This is a genomic window from Thioalkalivibrio sp. ALE9 (genome assembly GCF_000377445.1).
Lineage (GTDB): Bacteria > Pseudomonadota > Gammaproteobacteria > Ectothiorhodospirales > Ectothiorhodospiraceae > Thioalkalivibrio.
In genome coordinates this window covers 22,896-46,822 of sequence record NZ_KB898135.1, presented here as the reverse complement: position 1 = coordinate 46,822, position 23,927 = coordinate 22,896, and the positions used below count along the sequence as shown (strand labels likewise).

The following is a 23,927-nucleotide window of genomic DNA, read 5'->3' as shown; positions in this document are numbered from 1 at the left end:
TGCGCCTTTTTTCGTGTTCTTGTTCCCAGGGACGGCCCTGACCCACGTACCGCGCCCGCGCAAGGCCCTGCGCGCTGCGACCGGAGTTCACCGATGCGACAGAACCAACTGAACGGCACCCTCTACCGCCCCGAATTCGAGCGCGACAACTGCGGCTTCGGCCTCATTGCGCACATGGACGGCGTCGCCAGCCACTGGGTGGTGGACACGGCAATCAAGGCACTGGAACGCATGACCCACCGCGGCGCGATCGCCGCGGACGGCAAGACCGGCGATGGTTGCGGGCTGCTGATGAAGGCCCCCGAGGCCTTCCTGCGCACCCTGGCCTCGGAGTCGAACATCGAGCTGGCCGAGCGCTTCGCCGCCGGTATCGTGTTCATCAACCCGGAAAAGATCGCCGAGACGCGTGCCGCCGTGGAGAACGCGATCGAGCGCGGCCCGCTTACGCTTGCCGGCTGGCGCGAGGTCCCGGTCAACCCGGAAGACGCCTGTGGTGCCGAGGCCCTGAAGAGCCAGCCGCACATCCTGCAGGTGTTCATCAACGCCCCGGCCGACATGGACGGCGATGACTTCGAGCGCGCCCTGTTTGTGGTACGCCGCCGCGCCGAGATCGCGATGGGCGACGACCCGGTGTTCTACGTGCCGAGCCTGTCCGCGCGCGTGGTCTCCTACAAGGGCCTGGTGATGCCGGAAAACCTGCCGGTGTTCTACCGCGACCTGCAGCGCCCGGAGCTGGAGACCGCGATCTGCGTGTTCCACCAGCGCTTCTCCACCAACACCTTCCCGCAGTGGGGCCTGGCGCAGCCGTTCCGCTTCCTCGCCCACAACGGCGAGATCAACACCGTGCAGGGCAACCGCAACTGGGCGGTCGCACGCCAGCACAAGTTCGCCACCGAGAAGCTGCCGGAACTGGCCGAACTGGAGCCGCTGGTCAACCTGGAAGGCTCCGACTCGCAGAGCCTGGACAACATGCTGGAGGTCCTCCTGGCCGGCGGCATGGACCTGTTCCGCGCGATGCGCCTGCTGGTCCCGCCGGCGTGGCAGAACGTCGCGCACATGGACTCCGACCTGCGCGCCTTCTACGAATACAACTCCATGCACATGGAGCCCTGGGACGGCCCGGCCGGGATCGTGCTGACCGACGGCCGCTACGCCGCCTGCACCCTGGACCGCAACGGCCTGCGCCCGGCGCGCTATGTGATCACCAAGGACCGCCACATCACCCTGGCCTCCGAGATCGGCGTGTACGACTACGCCCCGGAGGATGTGGTCGCCAAGGGCCGCCTGAAGCCCGGGCAGATGCTGGCCGTGGATACCGAATCCGGCGAGCTGCTCCATCCCGAGGACGTCGACCGCATCAACCGCACGCGCCAGCCCTACCGCCAGTGGCTGCGCGCCCACGAGAAACACCTGAAGAGCCAGCTGGACGACAACCAGCTGTTCTCCGGCGAGCCGATGCCGCCCGAGCGCCTGGAGACCTACGAAAAGCTGTTCGACGTGACCTTCGAGGAGCGCGACCAGATCCTGCGCGTGCTGGCCGAGGCCGGTCAGGAGGCCGTGGGCTCGATGGGCGACGACACCCCGTTCGCGGTGCTGTCGCAGCACACCCGCTCACTGTACGACTACTTCCGCCAGCAGTTCGCCCAGGTCACCAACCCGGCGATCGACCCGCTGCGCGAGAGCATCGTGATGTCGCTGGAGACCTGCTTCGGCCGTGAGCAGAACCTGTTCGAGGAGACCCCGGACCACGCCCACCGCCTGGTATCCGACTCCCCGGTGCTGTCCGAGGCCAAGTTCCGCGAACTGTGCAACCAGACCGAGGACGCCTTCCGCGTCGAGCGCATGGACCTCAACTACGACGTCCATGCCGGCTCCCTGGAAGACGCCGTGAAGGCCCTGACCGCAAACGCAGTCGAGGCCGTGCGCGGCGGTGCCGTGGTGCTGGTGCTGTCGGACCGCGGCATCGACCCGGAACGCCGCCCGATCCCGGCCGCGCTGGCCGTGGGCGCGGTGCATCACGCGCTGATCCGCGCCAAGCTGCGCACCGACGCGAACATCGTCGCCGAGACCGCCACCGTGCGCGACCCGCACCACTTCGCGGTCCTGCTCGGCTACGGCGCCACTGCGATCTACCCCTACCTGGCCTACTCCGCGCTGCACGGCATGTGCGAGTCCGGCGAGATCCCGAACGCGGACCCACTGACCCTGGCGCAGAACTACCGCCGCGGCATCAACAAGGGCCTGTTCAAGATCCTGTCGAAGATGGGCATCTCCACCATCGCCAGCTACCGCGGCGCGCAGCTGTTCGAGATCGTCGGCCTGGCCGACGAGGTCGTGGACACCTGCTTCACCGGCACCACCAGCCGCATCAAGGGCACCCGCTTCGCCGATATCGAGGCGGACCTGGAGACGCTGTCCAAGCGCGCCTGGAACCCGCGCAAGAGCGCCGGCCAGGGCGGCCTGCTGAAGTACGTCCACGGTGGCGAGTACCACGCCTACAACCCGGACGTGATCCAGACCCTGCACCGCGCCGTGCAGTCCGGCGACTACGGCGTGTACCAGGAATATGCAGACCTGGTGAACGAACGCCCGGTGACCGTGCTGCGCGACCTGCTGAAGGTCCGCGACGACATCGAGCCGATCGCGCTGGACGAGGTCGAGCCCGAGGCCGAGATCCTGCCGCGCTTCGACTCCGCTGGCATGAGCCTGGGCGCGCTGTCGCCGGAGGCCCACGAGGCCCTGGCCACCGCGATGAACCGCCTAGGCGGGCGCTCCAACTCCGGCGAGGGCGGCGAGGCCGTCTCCCGCTACGGCACCGAGCGCATGTCCAAGATCAAGCAGGTGGCCTCCGGCCGCTTCGGCGTGACCCCGCACTACCTGGTCAACGCCGAGGTGCTGCAGATCAAGGTTGCCCAGGGCGCGAAGCCCGGCGAGGGCGGCCAGCTGCCGGGCCACAAGGTCAACAAGATGATCGCGGAGCTGCGCTACTCGAATCCGGGCGTGGCCCTGATCTCGCCGCCGCCGCACCACGACATTTACTCCATCGAGGACCTGGCGCAGCTGATCTTCGACCTCAAGCAGGTCAATCCGGATGCGCTGGTCTCGGTGAAGCTGGTCTCCGAGGCCGGGGTTGGCACGATCGCCGCCGGCGTGGCCAAGGCCTACGCCGACCTGATCACCATCTCCGGTTACGACGGCGGCACCGGCGCCAGCCCGCTGACCTCGGTGAAGTACGCCGGCACCCCGTGGGAGCTGGGCCTGACCGAGACCCACGCGACCCTGCGCGGCAACGACCTGCGCGACAAGGTGCGGCTGCAGACCGACGGCGGCCTGAAGACCGGCCTCGACGTGATCAAGGCGGCGATCCTGGGTGCGGAGAGCTTCGGCTTCGGCACCGGCCCGATGGTCGCGCTGGGCTGCAAGTACCTGCGGATCTGCCACCTGAACAACTGCGCAACGGGTGTCGCCACGCAGGACAAGGTGCTGCGCATGAACCACTTCATCGGCCTGCCCGAGATGGTCATGCACTACTTCCAGTTTGTCGCCCGCGAGACCCGCGAGTGGATGGCGAAGCTGGGCGTGCGCAGCCTGACGGATCTGATCGGCCGTACCGATCTGCTGGAGATCCTGCCGGGCGAGACGCCGAAGCAGCAGCACCTGGACCTGAACGGCCTGCTGGCCAGCGGCGACCTCGCCGACAAGCCACGCTTCTGCAAGGAGCCGAAGAACGAGCCGTTCGACAAGGGCGAGCTGGCCGAGAAGATGGTCGCCGAGATGCTCGAGGCGATCGAGAACAAGGCCGGTGGCGAGTACCGTTTCGACGTCGCCAATACCGACCGCTCGATCGGCGCGCGCCTGTCCGGCGAGATCGCCAAACGCCACGGCAACCAGGGCATGTCCGATGCCCCGATCACCGTGCGCATGAAGGGCACGGCCGGGCAGAGCTTCGGCGTCTGGAACGCCGGCGGCCTGCACCTGTACCTGGAAGGCGATGCCAACGACTACGTCGGCAAGGGCATGACCGGCGGCAAGCTGGTGATCCGCCCGCCGGAAGGCTCGGGCTTCGCCAGCCAGGACACCACCATCATGGGCAACACCTGCCTGTATGGCGCGACCGGCGGCAAGCTGTTCGCCGCCGGCCAGTGCGGCGAACGCTTCGGGGTGCGCAACTCCGGCGCGATCGCCGTGGTGGAAGGCATCGGCGACCACGGCTGCGAGTACATGACCGGCGGCGTGATGGTGGTGCTGGGCAACACCGGCATCAACTTCGGCGCGGGCATGACCGGCGGCTTCGCGTTCGTGCTGGACCGGGAGAACGACTTCCCGGACCGCATCAACAACGAGCTGATCGACCTGCACCGCCTCGACACCGAGGAAATGGAGGCGCACCGCAACTATCTCGAGGAACTCATCACCGAGTTCGTGCACGAGACCGACAGCGCCTGGGGCCGCGAGATCCTGGAACGTTTCGACGACTACCAGGGCTCGTTCTGGCTGGTGAAGCCCAAGGCCTCCGAACTCCGGGGCCTGCTGGCCAACCTGCGCCAGGCCGCCTGACCCACCACCCGGCGGAACTTTGAAACGGGCCCCTCACGGGGCCCGTTTTGTTTGCAGTGCCGAAAAACCGTCATTGCGAGCGCAGCGAAGCAATCTCCAGAAACTGCCACCGGGACACAGCACCAAGCGATTGCTTCGTCGCCCAAGGCTCCTCGCAAGGACGGGGAGATAGAAAGGAGCGTCATCGCGAGGAGCGAAGCGACGTGGCGATCTCCACGGACAGCCCCGGCGACCACCGAGACTCACTCAGGGCTTACTGCGTCGGCTGCCGCGTCCCGCAATGACGTGTTGCGGCCCAACGCTGGGCTATCATGCGAACCTGACGACGAGCACACCCCCGAGGAATAGCCGGCGACACCATGGCAGGTCTCATCCCACAGGCATTCATCGACGAGCTCCTCGAACGCAGCGACATCGTCGAGGTGATCCAGCGCCGCGTGAGCCTGAAGAAGGCCGGGCGCGAGTTCGCCGCCTGCTGTCCGTTCCACGGCGAGAAGACGCCGTCGTTCTATGTCTCGCCGCAAAAACAGTTCTATCACTGCTTCGGCTGCGGGGCGCACGGCACGGCCATCAGCTTCCTGATGGAGTACGAGAATCTGAGTTTTCCCGAGGCGGTGGAGCAGCTGGCCGAACAGGCCGGACTGGAGGTCCCGCGCGAGGCCGGAGGGGACGACAAACGCGAGGCCCACGCCCCGCTGTACGAGGCCCTCAACGCGGCCGCCGACTACTACGTGCAGCAGCTGCGCCAGACGCCGAAGGCCGTCGAGTACCTGAAAAACCGTGGCATCGACGGCACCACGGCCCGCGACTACCAGATCGGCTGGGCGCCCCCATCGGGCCTGATCGAGGCGCTCAAGCCCCGCTTCACCCCGCAGCAGCTGGTGGATGCCGGCCTGGCCGCGCGGCGCGACGACGGCGGCATCCGCGAGCGCTTTCGTACGCGCATCATGTTTCCGATTCGCGACCGGCGCGGGCGCATTACCGGCTTCGGCGGGCGCCTGATCGAGGACGGCGAGCCGAAGTACCTGAATAGCCCCGAGAGCGAGGTCTTCCACAAGGGCCAGGTGATCTACGGCCTGTTCGAGGCGCGCAAGGCGAACACCCGCCTGGACGACATCGTCGTGGTCGAAGGCTACATGGATGTGGTCGGCCTGGCGCACGCCGGCTTCCGTCGCGCCGTGGCCTGCATGGGCACCGCCCTGACCCGCGCCCACCTGGACAGCCTGTTCCGCCAGGTCTCGCGCATCACCCTGTGCTTCGACGGCGACGCCGCCGGGCGCCGCGCGGCCTGGCGCTCACTGGCCGAGGCCTTGCCCGCGATCCAGGGCCTGCGCGAGGTGCGGGTGCTGTTTCTGCCCGAGGGGGACGACCCCGACAGCCTGGTGCTGCGTGACGGCCTCGCCGGCTGGGAGGAACGGCTGGCCGGTGCCCTGCCCCTGTCCGAGACGCTGGTCCGGCTGCTGCGCGAGGAGCACCCGACCGACACCGCCGAAGGCCGCACCCGCTTCGCGCATGCCGCGATGAAGCTGGTCGCCACCACGCGCGATCCCCTGTTCCGCGACCAGTTGGTCGAACGCATCGCCGAGGAGACCCATCTGAGCCACGAGCGCCTGGAACAGGTCTTGTCCGAGCAGCCCCCCGAACCCGCCCGCGCGACGGCCTCGGGTTCGGGGGGCGATCTTCCGGCCAACCCCACCGCCAGCCGGGCACCCGGCGGCGAAAGCCCGCCGGCCCTGTGGGGCGCCCTGCTGGCGCGTGTCCTGCAACACCCGGAACTCGACTGGTCGCAACCGGAAATCCGCCAGCTCGTCGAACTGCCCGGGGTGGCCGCGGCCACCCTGCGCGAGCTCCTCGCCGCCCTGGACGAAAACCCCGAACGGCATACCGCCGGGCTGCTGGAACGCTTCCGCGAGGAACGCCACTTCCAGCGCCTGATGGCCCTGGCCCACCAGGCCCTGGACGACGGCGAGGTGGCCGTCACCCGGCAGACGGCGCTGGACTGCGCCCGCCAGCTCCTGCGCCAGCACTACCGCTCGCGAATTCGTGAACTGACTCGCCCCGGCACCGAGCTGGGGACGGAACAACGCGCCGAGCTCGCCCGTCTTACCGAGCAGCTGCAGCGATTCGACCGGCCGCAATAGCCAGCCCGGGCCTTGAAGCGGACGCGATTGCCCGCATTGTTCAGACAGCCGGAGGGCGCCACACGGCGCGCCGCGCAGGGCCTTGACCGCAATCAGCGTCCGGCAACCGGCAATATAAGAATCTTCTGCTACAATACAGGATTGATTTTTCTGCGCCCCAATTTCCTAGAGCCGTCCTGTAGCGGCTCGACCAAGCACCTCGGAGTACGACCGCAATGAATCGTGAAGAGCAGCAATCCCAGCTCAAGGAACTGATTGCCAAGGGCAAGGAGCAGGGATACCTCACGTATACCGAGGTGAACGACCACCTGCCCGACTCGATCATCGACTCCGACCAGGTCGAGGACATCATCGCGATGATCAACGACATGGGCATCGCGGTGCACGAACAGGCCCCGGACGCTGACAGCCTGCTGCTGTCCGACGGCTCCGTCTCCGCCGACGAGGACGCCGAGGATGCCGTGGCCGCGCTGGCCTCCGCCGACAGCGACTTCGGCCGCACCACCGACCCCGTGCGCATGTACATGCGCGAGATGGGCACGGTCGAGCTGCTGACCCGCGAGGGCGAGATCCGCATTGCCAAGCGCATCGAGGAAGGCCTGATGCAGGTCCTGTTCGCGCTGGCTCACCACCCGGGCGCGATCGAACGACTGATCCACGAGTATGACCAGATTGTCGAAAACAACGGCCGTCTGACCGACCTGGTGGTCTCCTTCATCGACCCGAACGACCACGCCAACGGCGAGGCCGTGGCCCGCGGCCTGGTGACGCCGGAACAGGCGCAGAAGGCCCAGGACGAGCAGAAGGCCGCGGCCGCGGCGGCTGCCGAACAACAGGCCAGCGCCGAGCTGGATGCCATCGTCGACGAGGTGGAGGACGCCGAGGAAGACGAAGAAGCCGCCGAACCGGTCGACACCGGCCCGGACCCGGAAGAGGCCCGCGAACGCTTCGAGAAGCTGCGCAAGCTGCACGCCAAGGCCCACAAGGCCTTCGAGAAGGGCAACCGCGAGGCCTACGCCGTCGCGCGCGAGGCCACCGCCAAGTACTTCATGGAGTTCAAGCTGGTCCCGCGCATGGTCGACCAGCTGACCACGCAGCTGCACGGCAGCATCGACCAGATCCGCCGCCACGAGCGCCGCATCATGGCGCTGGCCGTGGAACAGGCGCAGATGCCGCGCAAGGCCTTCATCGACAGCTTCCCCAAGAACGAGACCAACCTCGACTGGATCAAGGAAGCCTGCAAGGCCAAGGGCAAGTACACCACCGCCCTCGCCGAGCACGAGGACGAGATCGTGCGCCTGCAGAAAAAGCTCGCCGAGATCGAGCACGAGGCCAGCCTGAACATCTCCGAGATCAAGGAGATCAACCGTCGCATGTCCATCGGCGAGGCCAAGGCCCGCCGCGCCAAGAAAGAGATGGTCGAGGCCAATCTGCGCCTGGTGATCTCCATCGCCAAGAAGTACACCAACCGCGGCCTGCAGTTCCTCGACCTGATCCAGGAAGGCAACATCGGCCTGATGAAGGCGGTGGACAAGTTCGAATACCGTCGCGGCTACAAGTTCTCGACCTACGCCACCTGGTGGATTCGCCAGGCCATCACCCGCTCCATCGCGGACCAGGCCCGGACCATCCGCATCCCGGTGCACATGATCGAGACCATCAACAAGCTCAACCGCGTCTCCCGCCAGATGCTGCAGGAGATGGGCCGCGAGGCCACGCCGGAAGAACTCGCCGAGCGCATGGAGATGCCCGAGGACAAGATCCGCAAGGTGCTCAAGATCTCCAAGGAACCGATCTCCATGGAGACTCCGATCGGCGACGACGAAGACTCCCATCTGGGCGACTTCATCGAGGACGAAAAGGTCGCCTCGCCGTCGGACTCCGCCGCGCAGGAAAGCCTCACCGAGGCCACCCGCGAGATCCTTTCCACGCTGACCCCGCGCGAGGCCAAGGTCCTGCGCATGCGCTTCGGCATCGACATGAACACCGACCACACCCTCGAAGAGGTCGGCAAGCAGTTCGACGTCACCCGCGAACGCATCCGTCAGATCGAGGCCAAGGCCCTGCGCAAGCTGCGCCACCCGACTCGCGCCGAACTGCTGCGCACCTACACCGACGCCGAGTAACCGGCGTCCCGGCCGAACGGCCGGAACCTGCCCTGCCGCTGCGGCGCCATCGCTCCCTTTCCGGGTAGAATGGCGCCGCAGTCGTTTGTACCCTCCCCGAATACGGGCCTGTAGCTCAGTTGGTTAGAGCAGGGGACTCATAATCCCTTGGTCGTCGGTTCGAGTCCGACCGGGCCCACCATTCTCTTCTCCCCTTCTGTCCACTCCTTGCCGAAATCCCTCTAAAACCAGCCTTTAACGTCTACTTGTTGTTCGTTTCTTTCCAGATCCGTCCGTGGACAGCCAAGAACCATGGGGGTATTTTTGGGGGTACGGACTTCCACATGGGGGTATCTACCCCTTCAGGGGCACCATGGCGCGGGGTACAAACAAGCTGACGGACAAAGCCGTCCGCGCAGCAAAGCACGAGGGTAAGGACTACAAGCTAGCCGACGGCCAGGGAATGTTTCTGCTCGTCACCAAGGCCGGGCGCTACTGGCGGCTGAAGTTTCGGCTTCGCGGCAGGGAGCGCCTGATGTCCCTGGGCACATACCCCGACACCTCCCTAGCCATTGCCCGCGAACGGCGCGCTGAAGCGCGGGCGCTGATCGCGGATGGTTTAGACCCTGTGAAGCAGCGTCGCGGCTACGAAACCGAACAGGCGTTGACCCTGCGCGCTCTAATCGAAGACTGGCTAGCTCGACAGCACTGGGCAACTAGCTACAGCAAAAAGGTCGAGGGGCGGTTGCAACGGCACGTGCTACCGCAGTTGGGCGAACGCCCCGCCAGCGAGATCACGCCGCCGGAGCTGTTAGCGCTACTGCGCACCATCGAAGACACCGGGGCTCAGGAAACCGCCCGCCGGTGCTTGGAGCACGTGCGCGGGGCATACCGCCACGGTATCGCCAGCGGCTCGATCGAAACCAACCCGGGGGCTGATCTGAGCCGCGCTCTTCGTCCGAAGCGCAAGGCCAATCACTTCGCAGCCGCCACTACGCCACAAGAGCTGGCGGACGTACTACGCTTTCTCTGGGGATACACACATCGAGCAACCCCCACGGTATCCGCCGCGCTAAAACTGACACCCATGCTTCTGGTCCGGCCCGGGGAACTCCGTCATATGGAATGGTCCGAGATCGACCAAGACGAGGGAACATGGCTGATCCCCGGGGCAAAGATGAAGACAGGAACGGATCACCTCGTACCCCTGCCCCGGCAAGCTTTGGAGATCATCGAATCACTCCGCCCATGGTCGGGCCACAGCCCTTACGTACTCCCAGGAGCACGCAGCCCAGAGCGCCCCATGTCCGAAAATGCCGTAACAGCAGCACTCGCCAATATGGGTCTGCGGGGAATTGCAACGGCACACGGATTCAGGGCATCCGCTCGGACGATCCTTGATGAGGTTTTGGGTTGGAGGCCGGACATTATCGAGCACCAGCTGGCACATACCGTGCGTGATCCCTTAGGTCGCGCCTACAACCGCGCATCGTTTCACCCGGAACGCCGTCGGATGCTCCAAGAGTGGGCGGACTACTTGGACCGGCTTAGGCAGGAGGGACAGGCGGTAGCTATAAAGCACACGGACGCCTAGCAATACCAAGGCTGGTGTGGGCCAGGAAGACGCTCCGAAACCTGGGAAACATGCGTCGAGCTGCTCGCGTCTCCTCGTATGCAGACCGAAGCATGGAGGGAAGATGTCGCAACAGACCACCACGTTCAGAGAACTTCAGCACGCCCTAGAGCTTGATCCCTGGTGGGGTTTCATCCCGAGCAATGATGGACCGAAGAACGTCGCCCCAAATGCTGAGCGCGTAGTCGAGGCAATAGAGCAGGACGCAAGCACACGGGTTCGGGAATTCCTCATTCGCTGGTCACGCAAGCCATGCAAAGGCCACCTTCACGCAAAGCTGATCCGACTCCTGTGCGTATCTGCAAACCTGCCCGCCTACACCAACAAGACGGCAGCCAGAAAACCTGAACGGCAATCCCTCGATTGGCGCCCCCCCGAATACGCGGAGCGCTGGCGCCAAAAGGACATAGCAATCCGGCTCGACGAGCTTCGGCATGTACTGGAACGCAATCACCTACCGCTTCCGGAGCGCTTTTTCGGATCACGCGCCTTTTTGCCTCTCGCGAAGGCCCTAGATGGATGGTTCGACAAAACGCTTGCAGCCCTACCGATTGGTCTGCGTTTGAGAGTTGCAGCTGACTTTGCACCATCACCTTGGGACCCCCTCAGTGCGGAGCAGCGCCGCACGAGGGCCATGGAATGGGATTACCAGAACCATCCCGAGACAGAGCAGGAGCGGCAACGATACTTTGACCTCCAAGTACGTCACGAAGAGCTGGAAGCGAAACTGCGGGACGAGCGACAACGCGATGCTAGGACACCGAGTGAGGCCGAGAAAAAGGAACAGCGCATAGCGGAAATCGAAGGTGAGGTAGATGAGGTGGCTCAAGCCCTGAATATCCTGGACTGGTCGGCCCAAATTGCACCATGCCATAACGACCCCGGCTATCTCCCCCTGGCCGAAGCCTTCAACCTTCTGGCGGGCCAACCAGAAGGTACGACGATGCGGACAGGCCACCCACTGCGCCGCCTGTGGGACAGCGCACTGAGCGCCCATCAGGGGGGCGCATGGGAAGTCGCCCAATGCCGCAACGGGTGCGACGTTCAGGTTTCGCTGGTGGACCTACTTTCGTGGGCAGAAGCGGAGGCAGTACCCCTGGGGCTAACGATCAACACGCCGCCGAAACTGGCTGCTGAAAGGGAAGAAAGAAAGAAACTCTCCACATCCAGCCAAGCGGACATAGCAGCCCGCGACGAACGTATCCGGGAAATTGAGGCGTTACTGGCTCGGTTCGCGGCCGCTGGTTTGCAGGGCGCGCCTGGAACGATCAGCTCCAGTGACCGCGTGATGGCAGGATTTAGCGATGATCTTTCCAGATTCCGCTCTATGGAGGCACTCACGTTCGATGAGGTCGCCTTCAAGGTCGATCCCGATAACCTCAAGGTGCAAGTAGAGGCTCGGGAATTGGTAGCGAGCGTCGCGTTCCACGTACTCGGCCTGACCAAGAAGAACGGCTTCGCCCTGAACGCCCAGGGCCAAGAATTCATGGCCATAGCCAGGGGCGACTACGACCCTGCCGATAAAGGAAAAAAGCGGCGCATCGATCGTCTGGGCAAGGCGTTAAGGCACGCTCTCGGCATGACGGAAAACCCATTTCCAAGAGGGAGACCGAAGTTCACCGCGCATATCCCGAAGGACAGTCGAGCAAAGCGAGAGGCCAAACGACGCCAGGTCACCTTCGATGATGGCCGCATACCAGGAGCGACGAGCAACGGGAGCGACTGGCTACGTGCAAATGATCCCGCGTTTGATCCCAATGATCCGACCTACACGGATGAAGATGGATGACCAAAACGGGCATGGTCACGACCAGAATTTTTGGTCATCCGCGCCTTAACCTTCTGATATAAAACAATTAATAGATCAAGTAATGACCAAGTCCCTGTGAGTGGGTGTGAGGTCCGCTGGAATCCACCGGCGGACGAGACCAACCACAGAAATCGGAGATGGTCATGACCACAACGAAACCCGCCCCGGATCGAGCACCGAACGACACCCAAATGCGCCTGTATGGCGCGAACGAGCGTCTGCTGCGTCTGCGCGACGTGCTGGACCGCACTGCTACGTCAAGGTCCGCTTGGTATGAGCTGATCAAGAAAGGCCAAGCCCCAGCACCAATCAAGGTCGGCGCCTCCGCCCGATGGGTTGAGTCCGAGGTAAACACTTGGATCAACCAGCAAATCGCACGCGGGTAAGGGGGTGAATCGTGCTTAAACCGCATACCCCGCACCGGGGGGAGACCGGCAACCAAAATCAACATACCAAGCGCAGCGCGATCCGCGAAGGCACCAAGGTCGGGCGCGTGTTGAAAGCATTGGCAGAAGGCGAGAGGTTTCATAGGTTCAAAGCTGAACGCCGCCTCCATGACCACTGCCTTCACTCCACCATTTCGGCCCTAGAGCGCAGGGGCCTGCGTATCGCCCGCCGATGGATCACTGTGCGGGGGTTCCAGGGTTTCGACACGCGCGTAGTCTTGTACTGGTTGGAGCCTGACCAGCGCCAGTACGCCTGGACCTTACTGGGCATGGACCAGGAGGGGAGGCAATGAATGGCGCGGAACAAGAAGAAAGGGGAGCGGCACGCCCGGCTTCACAAATGGGAAGCGGACCTGCCAGCCTGGCAGACCCTTTGCCCCGCGGCCCGAGCCCTGTTGATCGAAATGCGGCTGTTATACAACCCAACGAACGGCAACCGGGTGTTCATGTCGCTGCGGGAGATTCAGGCCCGGGTGAATGTCGGCAGGCGGATAGCCGAGCAAGCGCGGGACGAACTCCTCGACCGCGGATGGATTCGGCTGATGGAGCCCGGCGCGTTCTCTCGGAAAGTCCGACACGCGCCGGTGTACGCCCTAGAGCACCTGCCACTCCACGATGGGGACGGGGCCACGCCGCCAAAGACTTTCGCCCGATGGCAGCCATAAAAATCCCCGGTGTGCGCCATGTACATGCTCGGTGTACGTCATGTACACCGGAGCCTTGGACATCCGGCCCCACCACCCTCCACGGTGTACACCATGCACACCGACAGGACGCGAAAGCCCAATCCTCGGTGTACGCAATGTACACACAGATAGATTTACCAAGGGGGGTCCGATGATCTGCGATTGCGGGTGCGTGATGCTCAAGCACAAGGAACGGTCGGAAGGCCTGGCAGTTCGGTTCAAGCGGTGCCCCTCCTGCGGCCGGTGCGATGGGTTCACGCTGACCAGGAACGGCAACCAGCTGAACGGTGAAACTGCCCGGCAAGCATTCCGGGCCGCCAGCAAAAACGGACTGAGGCATCCTGACGAAGACGTTGCGAAGCGACCGAGGAGGACTTGAGACAAGTGGGTGCGCCTGATGCGTGCGAAGAGGGGAGTGACTGGGCAGCCGGAGGGTAGCGCCCCGCGGGAAGACGCTGGGCCTTCAGAGCATGAATGGGTGCCCACGCATCGACGTCGATGACCTGAGTACGGAGGCCGCCCGCTCTGCGAACCTACTGCCGTAACCTCTGCGAAAAATGTTGAAGAATGCTGACTTCGCAGACGGATCTGAAAGCACACACCTCCACCGGAGGACTGACGGCCCACTGACGCAGCATGGCAACCCACCGGGCGGTCAGTACCTGCTGCGCGTCGGGCTGCAAACGAGTCGCTGCGGCATGTGGCAGGCAATGAAGGCGACGCGGAGTCCCGTAGGAGCCCACTCGCCGACAAAAGAGCACTGAGGCTCAAGCACTTTCGTTACCTCCAATCCGTCGGTGGTTCGCACAGAAGTTCGCACCCCCTACGCGCGCGAACAACGGATCCTGCATTGGGTCGCCAGGCCCAGATCATGGCTTCTTCAAACTGAACCAGGGGCAGCACCCTCGCTGGCCGCTCATCACTCAGCTACTCTCTACGCACCAGCCAAGTCGGTGCGAGGGATCAAGAAGCATCATGGACGAGAAGTTGCAAACTGATGGCAGCCGGATTTCGGCCACCCACTCGAACGGCTCACGGAGCGCGAAGTCGGACACCTCGCGCGCTTCCAAGTCGCGTCGACTGACGCCCTTCGAGTTGGAGTCCCTGCAGCGCGATATGGAGGCGGCAGTGCGCCGCTGTCAGGAGTTGCGCGCCATGGAGACGAAGTAGCCAATATCCCGAACATCGCGACCAGCAACCAGACCATACGAGCCCCGCCCGATCCCTGGACCCGGGCCGCACGCTTTGTCTGTGTCAGAGAATGAATTGCTGTGACAGGGATACACGACTACAGCGCGCACCGGCGCCCGGCCACTGAAACGCAATCTCGGACCACAAAGAAGATCTCCGTGACCGTCATGCCTGTACGTGCCGTACCGCCAGCCCCCACGACGTCACCTTCCTAACGATGTGGAGCGTTGCCTCTCGAAATCCGTTACTGGCGGATCCTGTTCCACCGGCCCAGGCCTCTGCCCCGTCCGGATACACATTGATTCTAGAGGCATCTGCCTGATCGCCCATGCTGGTCATCTCGAAGCCGGGCCGTTACCGTCTGGGCTATTCGCCCGAAACGGCAACCCACGCCTGAGCCTCCATACCGGTCATATGAACAAGAAAGCCCTGAGCGAACGGGACATCTGTACCAAGTTCATCACGCCGGCGCTGGAACGCGCGGGCTGGGACATCCAGACACAGGTGCGCGAGGAAGTGTCCTTCACAGCGGGGCGCATCCTCGTCCGTGGGCGGCTTCACACGCGCGGGAAGCGACGCCGCGCCGACTACCTGTTAAGTCACCAGAAAAACCAGCCCATCGCCGTCATCGAGGCCAAGGACAACAACCACAGCCTCGGCGACGGTATGCAACAGGCGCTGGCCTATAGCGACGCACTCGACGTGCCCTTCGTTTTCTCCAGCAACGGCGACGGCTTTCTGTTTCACGACCGCACCGGCCTGGGCGCGCAGACCGAGGCTACCCTGAGCCTCGACGAGTTCCCGCCCCCCGAGGTTCTGTGGGAGCGCTACTGCCAGTACAAAGGCATTGAGGGGCCTGCGCGCCCGGTCGTGGAGCAGCCGTACTACGACGATGGCAGCGGCCGCACGCCTCGCTACTACCAGCGCGTGGCGATCAACCGCGCCGTCGAGGCCGTCGCGCGCGGGCAGGACCGCATCCTCCTGGTGATGGCCACCGGAACCGGCAAAACCTTTACCGCATTCCAGATCATCTGGCGGCTGTGGAAAGCCAAGCAGAAGAAGCGAATCCTGTTCCTCGCCGACCGCAATATCCTGGTCGACCAGACCAAGAGCAACGACTTCAAGCCGTTCGGCCAGGCCATGACCAAGGTCACCAACCGCACGGTCGACACTTCCTACGAGATCTACCTCTCGCTGTACCAGGCGGTGACCGGCAGCGAGGAAGAGAAGAACATCTACAAGCAGTTCTCGCCAGACTTCTTCGACCTTATCGTCATCGACGAATGCCATCGCGGCAGTGCCGCAGAGGATTCTGCCTGGCGCCGCATCCTCGACTACTTCAGCTCGGCCACGCACATTGGCCTGACCGCCACGCCCAAGGAGACCAAAGAAGTCTCCAACATCGACTACTTCGGCGAGCCCATCTACACCTACTCGCTCAAGCAGGGCATCGAGGACGGCTTCCTAGCGCCCTACAAGGTCATCCGCGTCGACATCGACCGCGACCTGCAGGGCTGGCGCCCGAGCAAGGGGCAGGTAGACAAACTTGGGCAGGAGATCGAGGACCGCATCTACAACCAGAAGGACTTCGACCGGCAGCTGGTGCTGGAACAGCGCACCGAACTGGTGGCCCGCAAGATCACCGAATTCCTCGAAAGCACCGACCCATTTCAGAAGACCATAGTCTTCTGCGAGGACATCGATCACGCCGAACGCATGCGTCAGGCGCTCGTCAACCTGAACCCCAAACGCGTCGCCGAGAACCGCAAATACGTCATGCGCATTACTGGCGACGAGGCCGAGGGCAAGGCGGAGCTCGACAACTTCATCAACCCCGAGGCGCGCTACCCGGTCATCGCCACCACCAGCAAGCTGATGACCACCGGCGTCGACGCCCAGACCTGCAAACTGATCGTGCTCGACCAGCGCATCCAGTCGATGACCGAGTTCAAGCAGATTATCGGGCGGGGCACCCGGATCAACGAGGACTACCACAAGCACTGGTTCACCATCCTCGACTTCAAGAAGGCTACCGAGCTCTTTGCCGATCCCGACTTCGATGGCGATCCGGTCAGGGTCCACCAGCCAGGCCCGGACGATCCCGTCATCCCCGGTGACGAGCTGGGCGATGATGAAGGCATTCCGGGCGCAGCCGAGGAACCGGGCCCCTACGACATCGAAGAAGGCGCCACCTGGGAGACCGACGATACCGGGCCATCCGGTCCACCGCCTGAACCGCCCGAGCCTCGTCGCAAATACGTCGTGGACGATGTCGAGGTCAGCGTCGTCGCCCAGCGTGTGCAGTACCTGGATGCCCAGGGCGACCTGATCACCGAAAGCCTGCGCGACTACACCCGCCGCAAGATGCAGGAAAACTTCGCCTCCCTGGATGACTTCCTGCGCCGCTGGCACAAGGCCGACCGCAAGCAGGCCATCATCGACGAACTCGCCGAGCAGGGCATCTTCTGGGAGGAGCTCATCAGCGAGCTGGGCCAGAAGCTCGGCGACGAGCCCGACCCCTTCGACGTGGTATGCCACATCGCGTTTGATCGTCCGCCACTAACCCGGCGCGAGCGTGCCGAACAGGTCCGCAAACGCGACATCTTTAACCGTTACGAAGGCCAGGCGCGCCAGGTGCTGGAATCCTTGGTCGACAAGTATGCCAACGCCGGCATCACCCCCATCGAAGATCCGAAGGTGCTCACCCTGGCTCCCTTCAGCGACCTTGGCGCACCCATGGAACTGGTCCGCGCCTTCGGCGGCAAGGCCGGCTACACCCAGGCCGTGCACGAGCTGGAAGACGCCCTCTACCAATCCGGCGCCTGATCGCTATCCTGTCTCCCGTCAGCATCCCATCTGCGGATGCCGGCTCCATATATCAAGACATCAGGGAAAGACTGCGCCCATGAACATCTCCGCCACCATCAAGGCCATCCAGGACATCATGCGCAAGGACACCGGCGTCGATGGCGACGCCCAGCGCATCGGCCAGATGGTCTGGATGCTGTTCCTGAAGATCTTCGACGACCGCGAACAGGAGTGGGAGCTGTTCGACGACCACTATCGCTCCCCCATCCCCGACCACCTGCGCTGGCGCAACTGGGCCGCCGACCCGGAAGGCATGACCGGGGACGAACTGCGCCACTTCGTCGACAACGACCTGTTCCCCGGCCTGCAAGAACTTCAGCCGCGTGGCAACGACACCCGTGCGGTCGTCATCCGCAACGTCTTCGGGGATACCAACAACTACATGAAGTCCGGCCAGCTGATGCGCCAAGTCATCAACAAGCTGCAGGACGGCATCGACTTCAACACCCAGAACGACCGCCACCAGCTCGGCGACATGTACGAGCAGATCCTCAAAGACCTGCAAAGCGCCGGCAATGCCGGCGAGTTCTACACCCCGCGCGCAGTCACCGAGTTCATGGTCAACCGCGTGGACCCGAAACTCGACGAACTCGTAATGGACCCGGCTTGCGGCACCGGCGGCTTTCTCACCAACACCATCGAGCACAAGCGGCGCCACTACGTGCAGACACCGGAAGACGAAAAGACCCTGCAGGCCAGCATCCGCGGCATCGAGAAGAAGCCGCTGCCCCACCTGCTGGCCACCACCAATCTCGTCCTGCACGGCATCGAGATCCCCGATCAGATCCGCCACGACAACGCCCTGGCGCGGCCGCTGATCAGCTGGGGCCCGAAGGAACGCGTGGACGTCATCATCGCCAATCCGCCCTTCGGCGGCATGGAAGAGGACGGCATCGAGAACAACTTCCCGCAGGCCTTCCGCACCCGCGAGACCGCCGACCTCTTTCTCACCCTGTTCATCCAGCTGCTCAAGGATGGCGGTCGCGCCGCCGTCGTGCTGCCCGACGGCTTCCTGTTCGGCGAGGGTATGAAGACCCGCCTCAAGGAAAAGCTGCTAACCGAGTGCAACCTGCACACCATCGTTCGGCTGCCCAACGGCGTGTTCAACCCCTACACCGGCATCAAGACTAATCTGCTGCTCTTCACCAAGGGCCGCCCCACAGAACAGGTCTGGTACTACGAGCACCCCTACCCAGAGGGCTACAAGAGCTACAGCAAGACCAAGCCCATGCGCTTCGAGGAGTTCGCCACCGAGATCGACTGGTGGGGCGACGAGGCCGACGACTTTGCCAGTCGCACGGAGACCGAGCAGGCCTGGAAGGTAAGTATCGACGACATCAAGGCCCGCAATTACAACCTCGACATCAAGAACCCCTGGCAGGGCGAAGAGGTCAGCCACGATCCCGACGAACTGCTGGAGCAATACGCCCAGCAACAGGCCGAAATCCAGGAACTGCGCGACCAGCTCAAGCAGATCCTCGGCGATGCCCTGAGCCACGTCCCCGCAGAGGAACGGAAGCAGGCATGAGCGCACGGGATCTAATCACCGAACACCTCGACCTCTGGACCGGAGCCGTCACCACCAAGTCCACCGCAGGCCGAGGCCGCAACGGGAAGATCGAGCTCACCGGCATCCAGAAACTACGCGAGCTGATCCTCGAGCTCGCGGTGCGCGGCAAGCTGGTTGAGCAGGACCCGAACGACGCGCCAGCTGACACGCTTCTAGAGCGCATCGCCGCGGAGAAGGCCTCGCTGGTCAAGGACGGGAAGTTCAAGAGTACAAAGACACCCCCAACCGTCAGTGTGCAAGAAGAGCCTTTCGACCTTCCACCAGGATGGTCATGGACCCGTCTCGGCATCATCGCTCAAATCAACCCCCGAAATGACGCGGACGACACAACCCCCGCATCATTCGTCTCCATGCCTATGATTTCGACGTCATACGACGGATGCCATGAACAGGAGCAACGGCCTTGGGGGGAAATCAAGAAAGGCTACACCCACATCGCTGAGGGTGACATAGCCATTGCGAAGATCACGCCATGCTTCGAAAACAGTAAGGCAGCCGTATTCACAAACCTGAGCAATGGGATAGGCGCCGGAACGACAGAACTGCACGTTGCCAGGCCTGTCGGTGATTGCCTTAATCCAAAATTCGCACTCTATTTCTTGAAATCACCGCGCTTTATCGGTGAGGGAACAAAGAAGATGACCGGCTCTGCCGGCCAAAAACGCGTGCCCAAGGATTATTTCTCGCAAGAGCCGATCCCCCTGCCACCACTGCAGGAGCAGCATCGCATCGTCGAAAAAGTCGGCGAGCTGATGGCGCTGTGCGATCGGCTGGAGCAGCGGGTCGGTGACCAGCTCGAAGCCCACGAGGTGTTGGTCGACACCCTCCTCGACGCCCTTACCCGCGCAACCGACGCAGGCGAGGTGGCCGCGCACTGGGCCCGCATCGCCGAACACTTCGACACCCTCTTCACCACCGAATCGAGCATCGACAAGCTGAAGCAAGTCATCCTTCAACTGGCAGTGATGGGGCGGCTAGTGGGGCAGGATCCCAACGACGAGCCCGCCAGTGTGTTGCTGGAGCGCATCGCCAAGGAGAAGACCAGGCTGGTCAAGGATGGGAAAATCAAGAAGCCGAAGCGACTTCCTGACATTGAGGTCGAAGAGCGCTCTTATCAGACCAACAAAAATTGGGCTTGGGCGCGATTTCAGGATATCGCCAATGAAATATCCACAGGACCTTTCGGCTCCATGATTCACAAGCATGATTATGTGGACAATGGTGTACCACTAATCAATCCGTCGCATATGATCAATGGGGAAATCCAAGAAGACAGATCTGTCAGCGTCCCAGGCCCTAAGGCGGAAGAGCTAGCCAGCTACAAGTTGAGCCCAGGCGACATCGTGATGGCCAGGCGTGGCGAGGTTGGCCGATGTTCGATCGTCACCGATAGGGAGGCCGGCTGGCTATGTGGCACAGGGAGCTTTGTACTGCGATTCCACGACGCTCTCAGCCGAAGATTCATTTTGATGATATTCACCACCGATAGTGTGCGTAGCTATCTAACCGGCAATTCGGTCGGCACCACCATGACAAACCTTAACCATGGCATTCTGAATAAAATGCCAGTCGCCCTCCCTCCTGCCAATGAACAACACCGCATCGTCGAAAAAGTCGACGAGCTGACGGCCTTCTGCGACCAGCTCAAGGCACGGCTGGGCGAGGCCAGCGAGACACGCAGCCGGCTGGCCGAGACAGCGGTGGAACAGGCGGTGAACTGATGGCCTATAACCGGCCATGGAAATCCTTCGATGAACAGCTCGACCTGCTCAGGCAGAGGGGCATGTCAGTCACCGACGAGGCGGCCGCGCTCGACTACCTGCAACGTGTCGGCTACTACCGACTGAGCGCGTACTGGTATCCCTTCCGGGAGTTCGAGACGGTGGGGCGCGACAACCGCGGCCGCACCATCCACCGAGCCACCGACCAGTTCGTTCCCAGCACACAGTTTGTCGACGCAGTGCGACTGTACCTGTTCGACAAGAAGCTGCGGCTTTGCCTGGCCGACGCCCTCGAGCGCATCGAGATCTCGCTACGGGTGGATCTGGCCTACCTGCTTGGCGAACGCAGTGCCTTCGCGCACGTCGAAAACACGAAGGCGCATTTCCACCCCCGGTTCGCCAATCGGCCCTCCCGCAAAGGAAGTCCGGTATCCCAGTTTGACGCCTGGCTGAGCAAGTACCGGGGGCTCGTGGCGCGCTCCAAGGAGGACTTCGTCCGGCACTACCACGACAACCACGGCGATGAACTGCCGATCTGGGTCGCGGTGGAGGTGCTTGATTTTGGAGCGCTGTCTCAGCTGTTCGGGATGCTGCACGTGAAGGACCAGCAGGCGATTGCCTTCCGTTACGGGGTGAGCGACTGGAAAGTTTTCGGCAATTGGTTGTTCAGCCTGAGCTACCTGCGCAACCTGGTGGCTCATCACAGCAGGCTGTGGAACCGAAACATCACGACCAAGCCCAAGCTGCCGGAACGCGGTGAAATCCCGTGGTGTGACACGTTCATCGACAGCGAGTCGACCCGCTTCAAACCGTTTCTGCTGCTGGCGATTACGCGCATGCTGGTGAAGTCGATCTGCCCGGAAACCCAGTGGCATCAACGCCTGGCGGAACATCTGGCGACGTTCCCGGAACAGCATTCCGCAAGGAAGCTGAACCTGCACGGGATGGGGGTTACCGAGGACTGGCAGACGTGGTGGTAGCAGAAACAAAGAACCCCAGCGTAGGCTGCAAGCAGCCAAGAGGCCGGGGTCGTGTTACCCGAAATACTAGCCCAGGCCGCCAGCAAAACGCAAGCACAACGCCGCATTCGGGGGAGAAGGATGACCATTGAACAAGGGATCTGGAAGCTTGCCACCGGCAGCTCGGGCGAACCGCCACAGAAGCTCCGCCCGGCGGGGCTCGCCGACGAAGGCATACTGGAAGAGCAGATCATGCAGGACGTGTCGATCCTCAATCGGGACTGGCTGCTGATCGGCCGCCAGGTGCGTACCGGTTTCGACAAGCTAATCGACCTGCTGGCCGTGGATGCCAACGGCATGGTGATCGTGATCGAGCTCAAGCGCGACAAGACGCCGCGCGACGTGGTCGCCCAGGCCATCGACTACGCCTCCTGGGTGGTCACCCTGGCCGACTACCAGCTGATCGAGATCTACCAGGACTTTGCCGAACGTTATGAACGCCCCCATGCCTCGCTACAGGAAGCCTTCGAGGACACGTTCGGCGTTACGCTGGACTCTGTGACCCTGAATGACAGCCATCAGCTCGTAGTGGTCGCCACGCGGCTGGATGCCAGCAGCGAACGCATCATCAACTACCTGAACGAGCACGGCCAGCTTTCGATCAACGCCATGTTCTTCTCGGCCTTCGAGGATGGTGGCAACCGCTACCTCAGTCGGGCCTGGATGATCAACCCCGACGAACCGGCCCAACCGGTCTCCAACAAGTCGAAAAAGGAGCCCTGGAACGGCGAGTTCTACGCATCCTTCGGCCCCGACTACCCGTGGGAGGATGCCCGACGTCTCGGCTTCATCTGCGGTGGCGGTGCCGCCTGGTATTCCAAGACGCTGGCCATGCTCTCGGAGGGTGACCGGGTGTGGGTAAACATCCCCAAAACCGGATACGTGGGGGTCGGCGAGGTGATTGGCGAACGCTGTCGCGCCGAAGCCTATCGGTTCGACACGCCCGAAGGTCCGAAGACGCTCGTCGAGATGGATCTGATCGAGGGCTATCCACAGATCAAGCCGTCTGTGGACGACGATGAGGCTGAATATCTGGTCCCGGTGCGCTGGATCCACACGGTCCCCCGCGAGGAGGCTTTCAGCGAGGTCGGCCTGTTTGGCAATCAAAACACCGTCTGCAAACCGACCGCCCCAAAATGGTCCCACACCATCGACCGACTCAAACGCGTTTGGCGCCTCGAGTAGCGCCGCTTTTTGGACCAAGATAACCATTGGCGGAAGTAGCAAACGAGCCGATGCAGGACGGTCCGAGCCTAGCAACGAAGTCGCTTGCGTGTCCGCCAAGGTGCGATAGCGTGCGACGAGCATTAGGTCCACGCACGCGGACCTTGGGGCCTTCTGCCCCTGCCTCATTCGCAGCGCTTTGGATGTAGCTAACCCCGCGGATAATGGGCTCGCCAGAATAAATTGGCCACCCACAATTCATCATTGTCAGGACTGGAAAACAGCGTGGATGATCACGAACTCACTTGGTATCTGGACGAGTTAGCGATGCATGGATGGGGAGCCTGCCGAGACTTTGGGGCACTGCAAGCTGCGCTAATTGATCAGGATATTCGGCAGACCCGCCTTGTCTGGTTTCATCTCACCGCATTCCTCGCTCACGCAGCAATGATTTCGAAATACCTATCTCCGATTAACCCGCGCGGCTTCACGAAGACCCGGATGGAAGTACTTCGTAGCAGGCTCGGCGTAGATGACTCCTCGGCTATTCTGCCAAGAGACGCCCGTAACAATTTCGAGCATTTTGACGAGCGTATCGATAACTGGGTTGGGCAAGGTGGCCAGACTATCTTGGAGATGGTATTGGACGACCGATCTAGCTTTCAGTACCTGCGTGCAGAACAGAAGCGGATAAAGCGGGTTTTGATAGAAGACGAGATGGTGTTTATCTCGGAGAATAGCGATGGGAGCAAACTAGAGCTCGCGCTTAGGCCCCTCGCTGACGAAGCACGGCGAATTTCTAGTGGATCCAAAACATGGCTCGAGAATGAGAGCCCTTATCATTTCCTCTACCCGCAACGCGGCAGGTAATCACATAGCCAACTCACTGGGCCTTAACCCAGGATTCCTTTATCTAGGGTTGCTGCCTCCTAACGAAGCGTGCCGAGGAAGCATCCGCTCCATGGGGGTACATCTGGGGGTATGGACCCAGAAAGAATCGACAAATTACCCTATAT

The 23,927-nt window shown here is 62.8% G+C and carries 14 protein-coding genes and 1 tRNA gene; all 15 read left to right on the top strand.

The window, feature by feature from the left end; all coding sequences use genetic code 11:
- Nucleotides 1–93 precede the first annotated feature (93 nt).
- The 15 genes from gltB (at nt 94) to D106_RS0112595 (ending at nt 23,781) form a co-directional block, all read left to right on the top strand.
- Nucleotides 94–4,557, top strand: coding sequence for a glutamate synthase large subunit (gltB, locus tag D106_RS0112680; protein WP_018880268.1), 4,464 nt, complete (start codon nt 94–96; stop codon nt 4,555–4,557).
- 359 nt (nt 4,558–4,916) lie between these two features.
- Nucleotides 4,917–6,698 (top strand): DNA primase, encoded by a 1,782-nt coding sequence (gene dnaG / locus D106_RS0112675; RefSeq protein ID WP_018880267.1) that lies wholly within the window; start codon nt 4,917–4,919, stop codon nt 6,696–6,698.
- A gap of 215 nt (nt 6,699–6,913) precedes the next feature.
- A complete protein-coding gene (rpoD, locus tag D106_RS0112670; RefSeq protein WP_018880266.1) occupies nt 6,914–8,824 on the top strand; it encodes an RNA polymerase sigma factor RpoD in 1,911 nt (636 codons plus the stop codon).
- A gap of 104 nt (nt 8,825–8,928) precedes the next feature.
- Nucleotides 8,929–9,005, top strand: a tRNA-Ile gene (locus D106_RS0112665).
- 171 nt (nt 9,006–9,176) lie between these two features.
- Complete coding sequence (locus D106_RS0112660) at nt 9,177–10,397, top strand: integrase arm-type DNA-binding domain-containing protein (protein ID WP_018880265.1); 1,221 nt, start codon at nt 9,177–9,179, stop codon at nt 10,395–10,397.
- Nucleotides 10,398–10,500: 103 nt separating this feature from the next.
- Complete coding sequence (locus D106_RS15125; RefSeq protein ID WP_155986361.1) at nt 10,501–12,225, top strand: hypothetical protein; 1,725 nt, start codon at nt 10,501–10,503, stop codon at nt 12,223–12,225.
- A 164-nt stretch (nt 12,226–12,389) separates the two neighbouring features.
- On the top strand, nt 12,390–12,632 hold the full coding sequence (locus D106_RS14940) for an AlpA family transcriptional regulator (protein WP_231372879.1): 243 nt from the start codon (nt 12,390–12,392) through the stop codon (nt 12,630–12,632).
- A 353-nt stretch (nt 12,633–12,985) separates the two neighbouring features.
- A complete protein-coding gene (locus tag D106_RS0112630) occupies nt 12,986–13,357 on the top strand; it encodes a hypothetical protein (protein WP_018880260.1) in 372 nt (123 codons plus the stop codon).
- A 996-nt stretch (nt 13,358–14,353) separates the two neighbouring features.
- Nucleotides 14,354–14,548 carry a hypothetical protein gene (locus D106_RS0112625; RefSeq protein ID WP_018880259.1) on the top strand — a complete coding sequence of 65 codons (195 nt, stop codon included), beginning with the start codon at nt 14,354–14,356 and terminating at the stop codon, nt 14,546–14,548.
- A gap of 435 nt (nt 14,549–14,983) precedes the next feature.
- Nucleotides 14,984–17,395, top strand: a complete 2,412-nt coding sequence (gene hsdR, locus D106_RS0112620) for an EcoAI/FtnUII family type I restriction enzme subunit R (RefSeq protein ID WP_018880258.1) — start codon at nt 14,984–14,986, stop codon at nt 17,393–17,395.
- A gap of 79 nt (nt 17,396–17,474) precedes the next feature.
- The gene (locus D106_RS0112615; RefSeq protein ID WP_018880257.1) at nt 17,475–18,965 is read left to right on the top strand and encodes a class I SAM-dependent DNA methyltransferase; all 1,491 of its coding nucleotides are present in this window, start codon (nt 17,475–17,477) and stop codon (nt 18,963–18,965) included.
- Nucleotides 18,962–20,728: a restriction endonuclease subunit S gene (locus D106_RS0112610; protein WP_018880256.1), complete on the top strand. Its 1,767-nt coding sequence runs from the start codon at nt 18,962–18,964 to the stop codon at nt 20,726–20,728. The genes D106_RS0112615 and D106_RS0112610 overlap by 4 nt, the downstream gene beginning before the upstream one ends.
- Nucleotides 20,728–21,708: an Abi family protein gene (locus D106_RS0112605; protein WP_026280670.1), complete on the top strand. Its 981-nt coding sequence runs from the start codon at nt 20,728–20,730 to the stop codon at nt 21,706–21,708. Before D106_RS0112610 ends, D106_RS0112605 begins: the two co-directional genes overlap by 1 nt.
- A gap of 120 nt (nt 21,709–21,828) precedes the next feature.
- On the top strand, nt 21,829–22,932 hold the full coding sequence (locus tag D106_RS0112600; protein ID WP_018880254.1) for a hypothetical protein: 1,104 nt from the start codon (nt 21,829–21,831) through the stop codon (nt 22,930–22,932).
- A 264-nt stretch (nt 22,933–23,196) separates the two neighbouring features.
- Nucleotides 23,197–23,781: a hypothetical protein gene (locus tag D106_RS0112595; RefSeq protein ID WP_018880253.1), complete on the top strand. Its 585-nt coding sequence runs from the start codon at nt 23,197–23,199 to the stop codon at nt 23,779–23,781.
- Nucleotides 23,782–23,927: the final 146 nt, after the last annotated feature.

Bases quoted from the DNA above. Each gene is read 5' to 3' on its own strand.
- hsdR (WP_018880258.1), top strand. From the start codon at position 14,984: ATGAACAAGAAAGCCCTGAGCGAACGGGACATCTGTACCAAGTTCATC.
- D106_RS0112600 (WP_018880254.1), top strand. From the start codon at position 21,829: ATGACCATTGAACAAGGGATCTGGAAGCTTGCCACCGGCAGCTCGGGC.
- dnaG (WP_018880267.1), top strand. From the start codon at position 4,917: ATGGCAGGTCTCATCCCACAGGCATTCATCGACGAGCTCCTCGAACGC.
- gltB (WP_018880268.1), top strand. From the start codon at position 94: ATGCGACAGAACCAACTGAACGGCACCCTCTACCGCCCCGAATTCGAG.
- rpoD (WP_018880266.1), top strand. From the start codon at position 6,914: ATGAATCGTGAAGAGCAGCAATCCCAGCTCAAGGAACTGATTGCCAAG.
- D106_RS0112660 (WP_018880265.1), top strand. From the start codon at position 9,177: ATGGCGCGGGGTACAAACAAGCTGACGGACAAAGCCGTCCGCGCAGCA.
- D106_RS0112610 (WP_018880256.1), top strand. From the start codon at position 18,962: ATGAGCGCACGGGATCTAATCACCGAACACCTCGACCTCTGGACCGGA.
- D106_RS0112625 (WP_018880259.1), top strand. From the start codon at position 14,354: ATGGACGAGAAGTTGCAAACTGATGGCAGCCGGATTTCGGCCACCCAC.
- D106_RS0112630 (WP_018880260.1), top strand. From the start codon at position 12,986: ATGGCGCGGAACAAGAAGAAAGGGGAGCGGCACGCCCGGCTTCACAAA.
- D106_RS14940 (WP_231372879.1), top strand. From the start codon at position 12,390: ATGACCACAACGAAACCCGCCCCGGATCGAGCACCGAACGACACCCAA.
- D106_RS15125 (WP_155986361.1), top strand. From the start codon at position 10,501: ATGTCGCAACAGACCACCACGTTCAGAGAACTTCAGCACGCCCTAGAG.
- D106_RS0112605 (WP_026280670.1), top strand. From the start codon at position 20,728: ATGGCCTATAACCGGCCATGGAAATCCTTCGATGAACAGCTCGACCTG.
- D106_RS0112615 (WP_018880257.1), top strand. From the start codon at position 17,475: ATGAACATCTCCGCCACCATCAAGGCCATCCAGGACATCATGCGCAAG.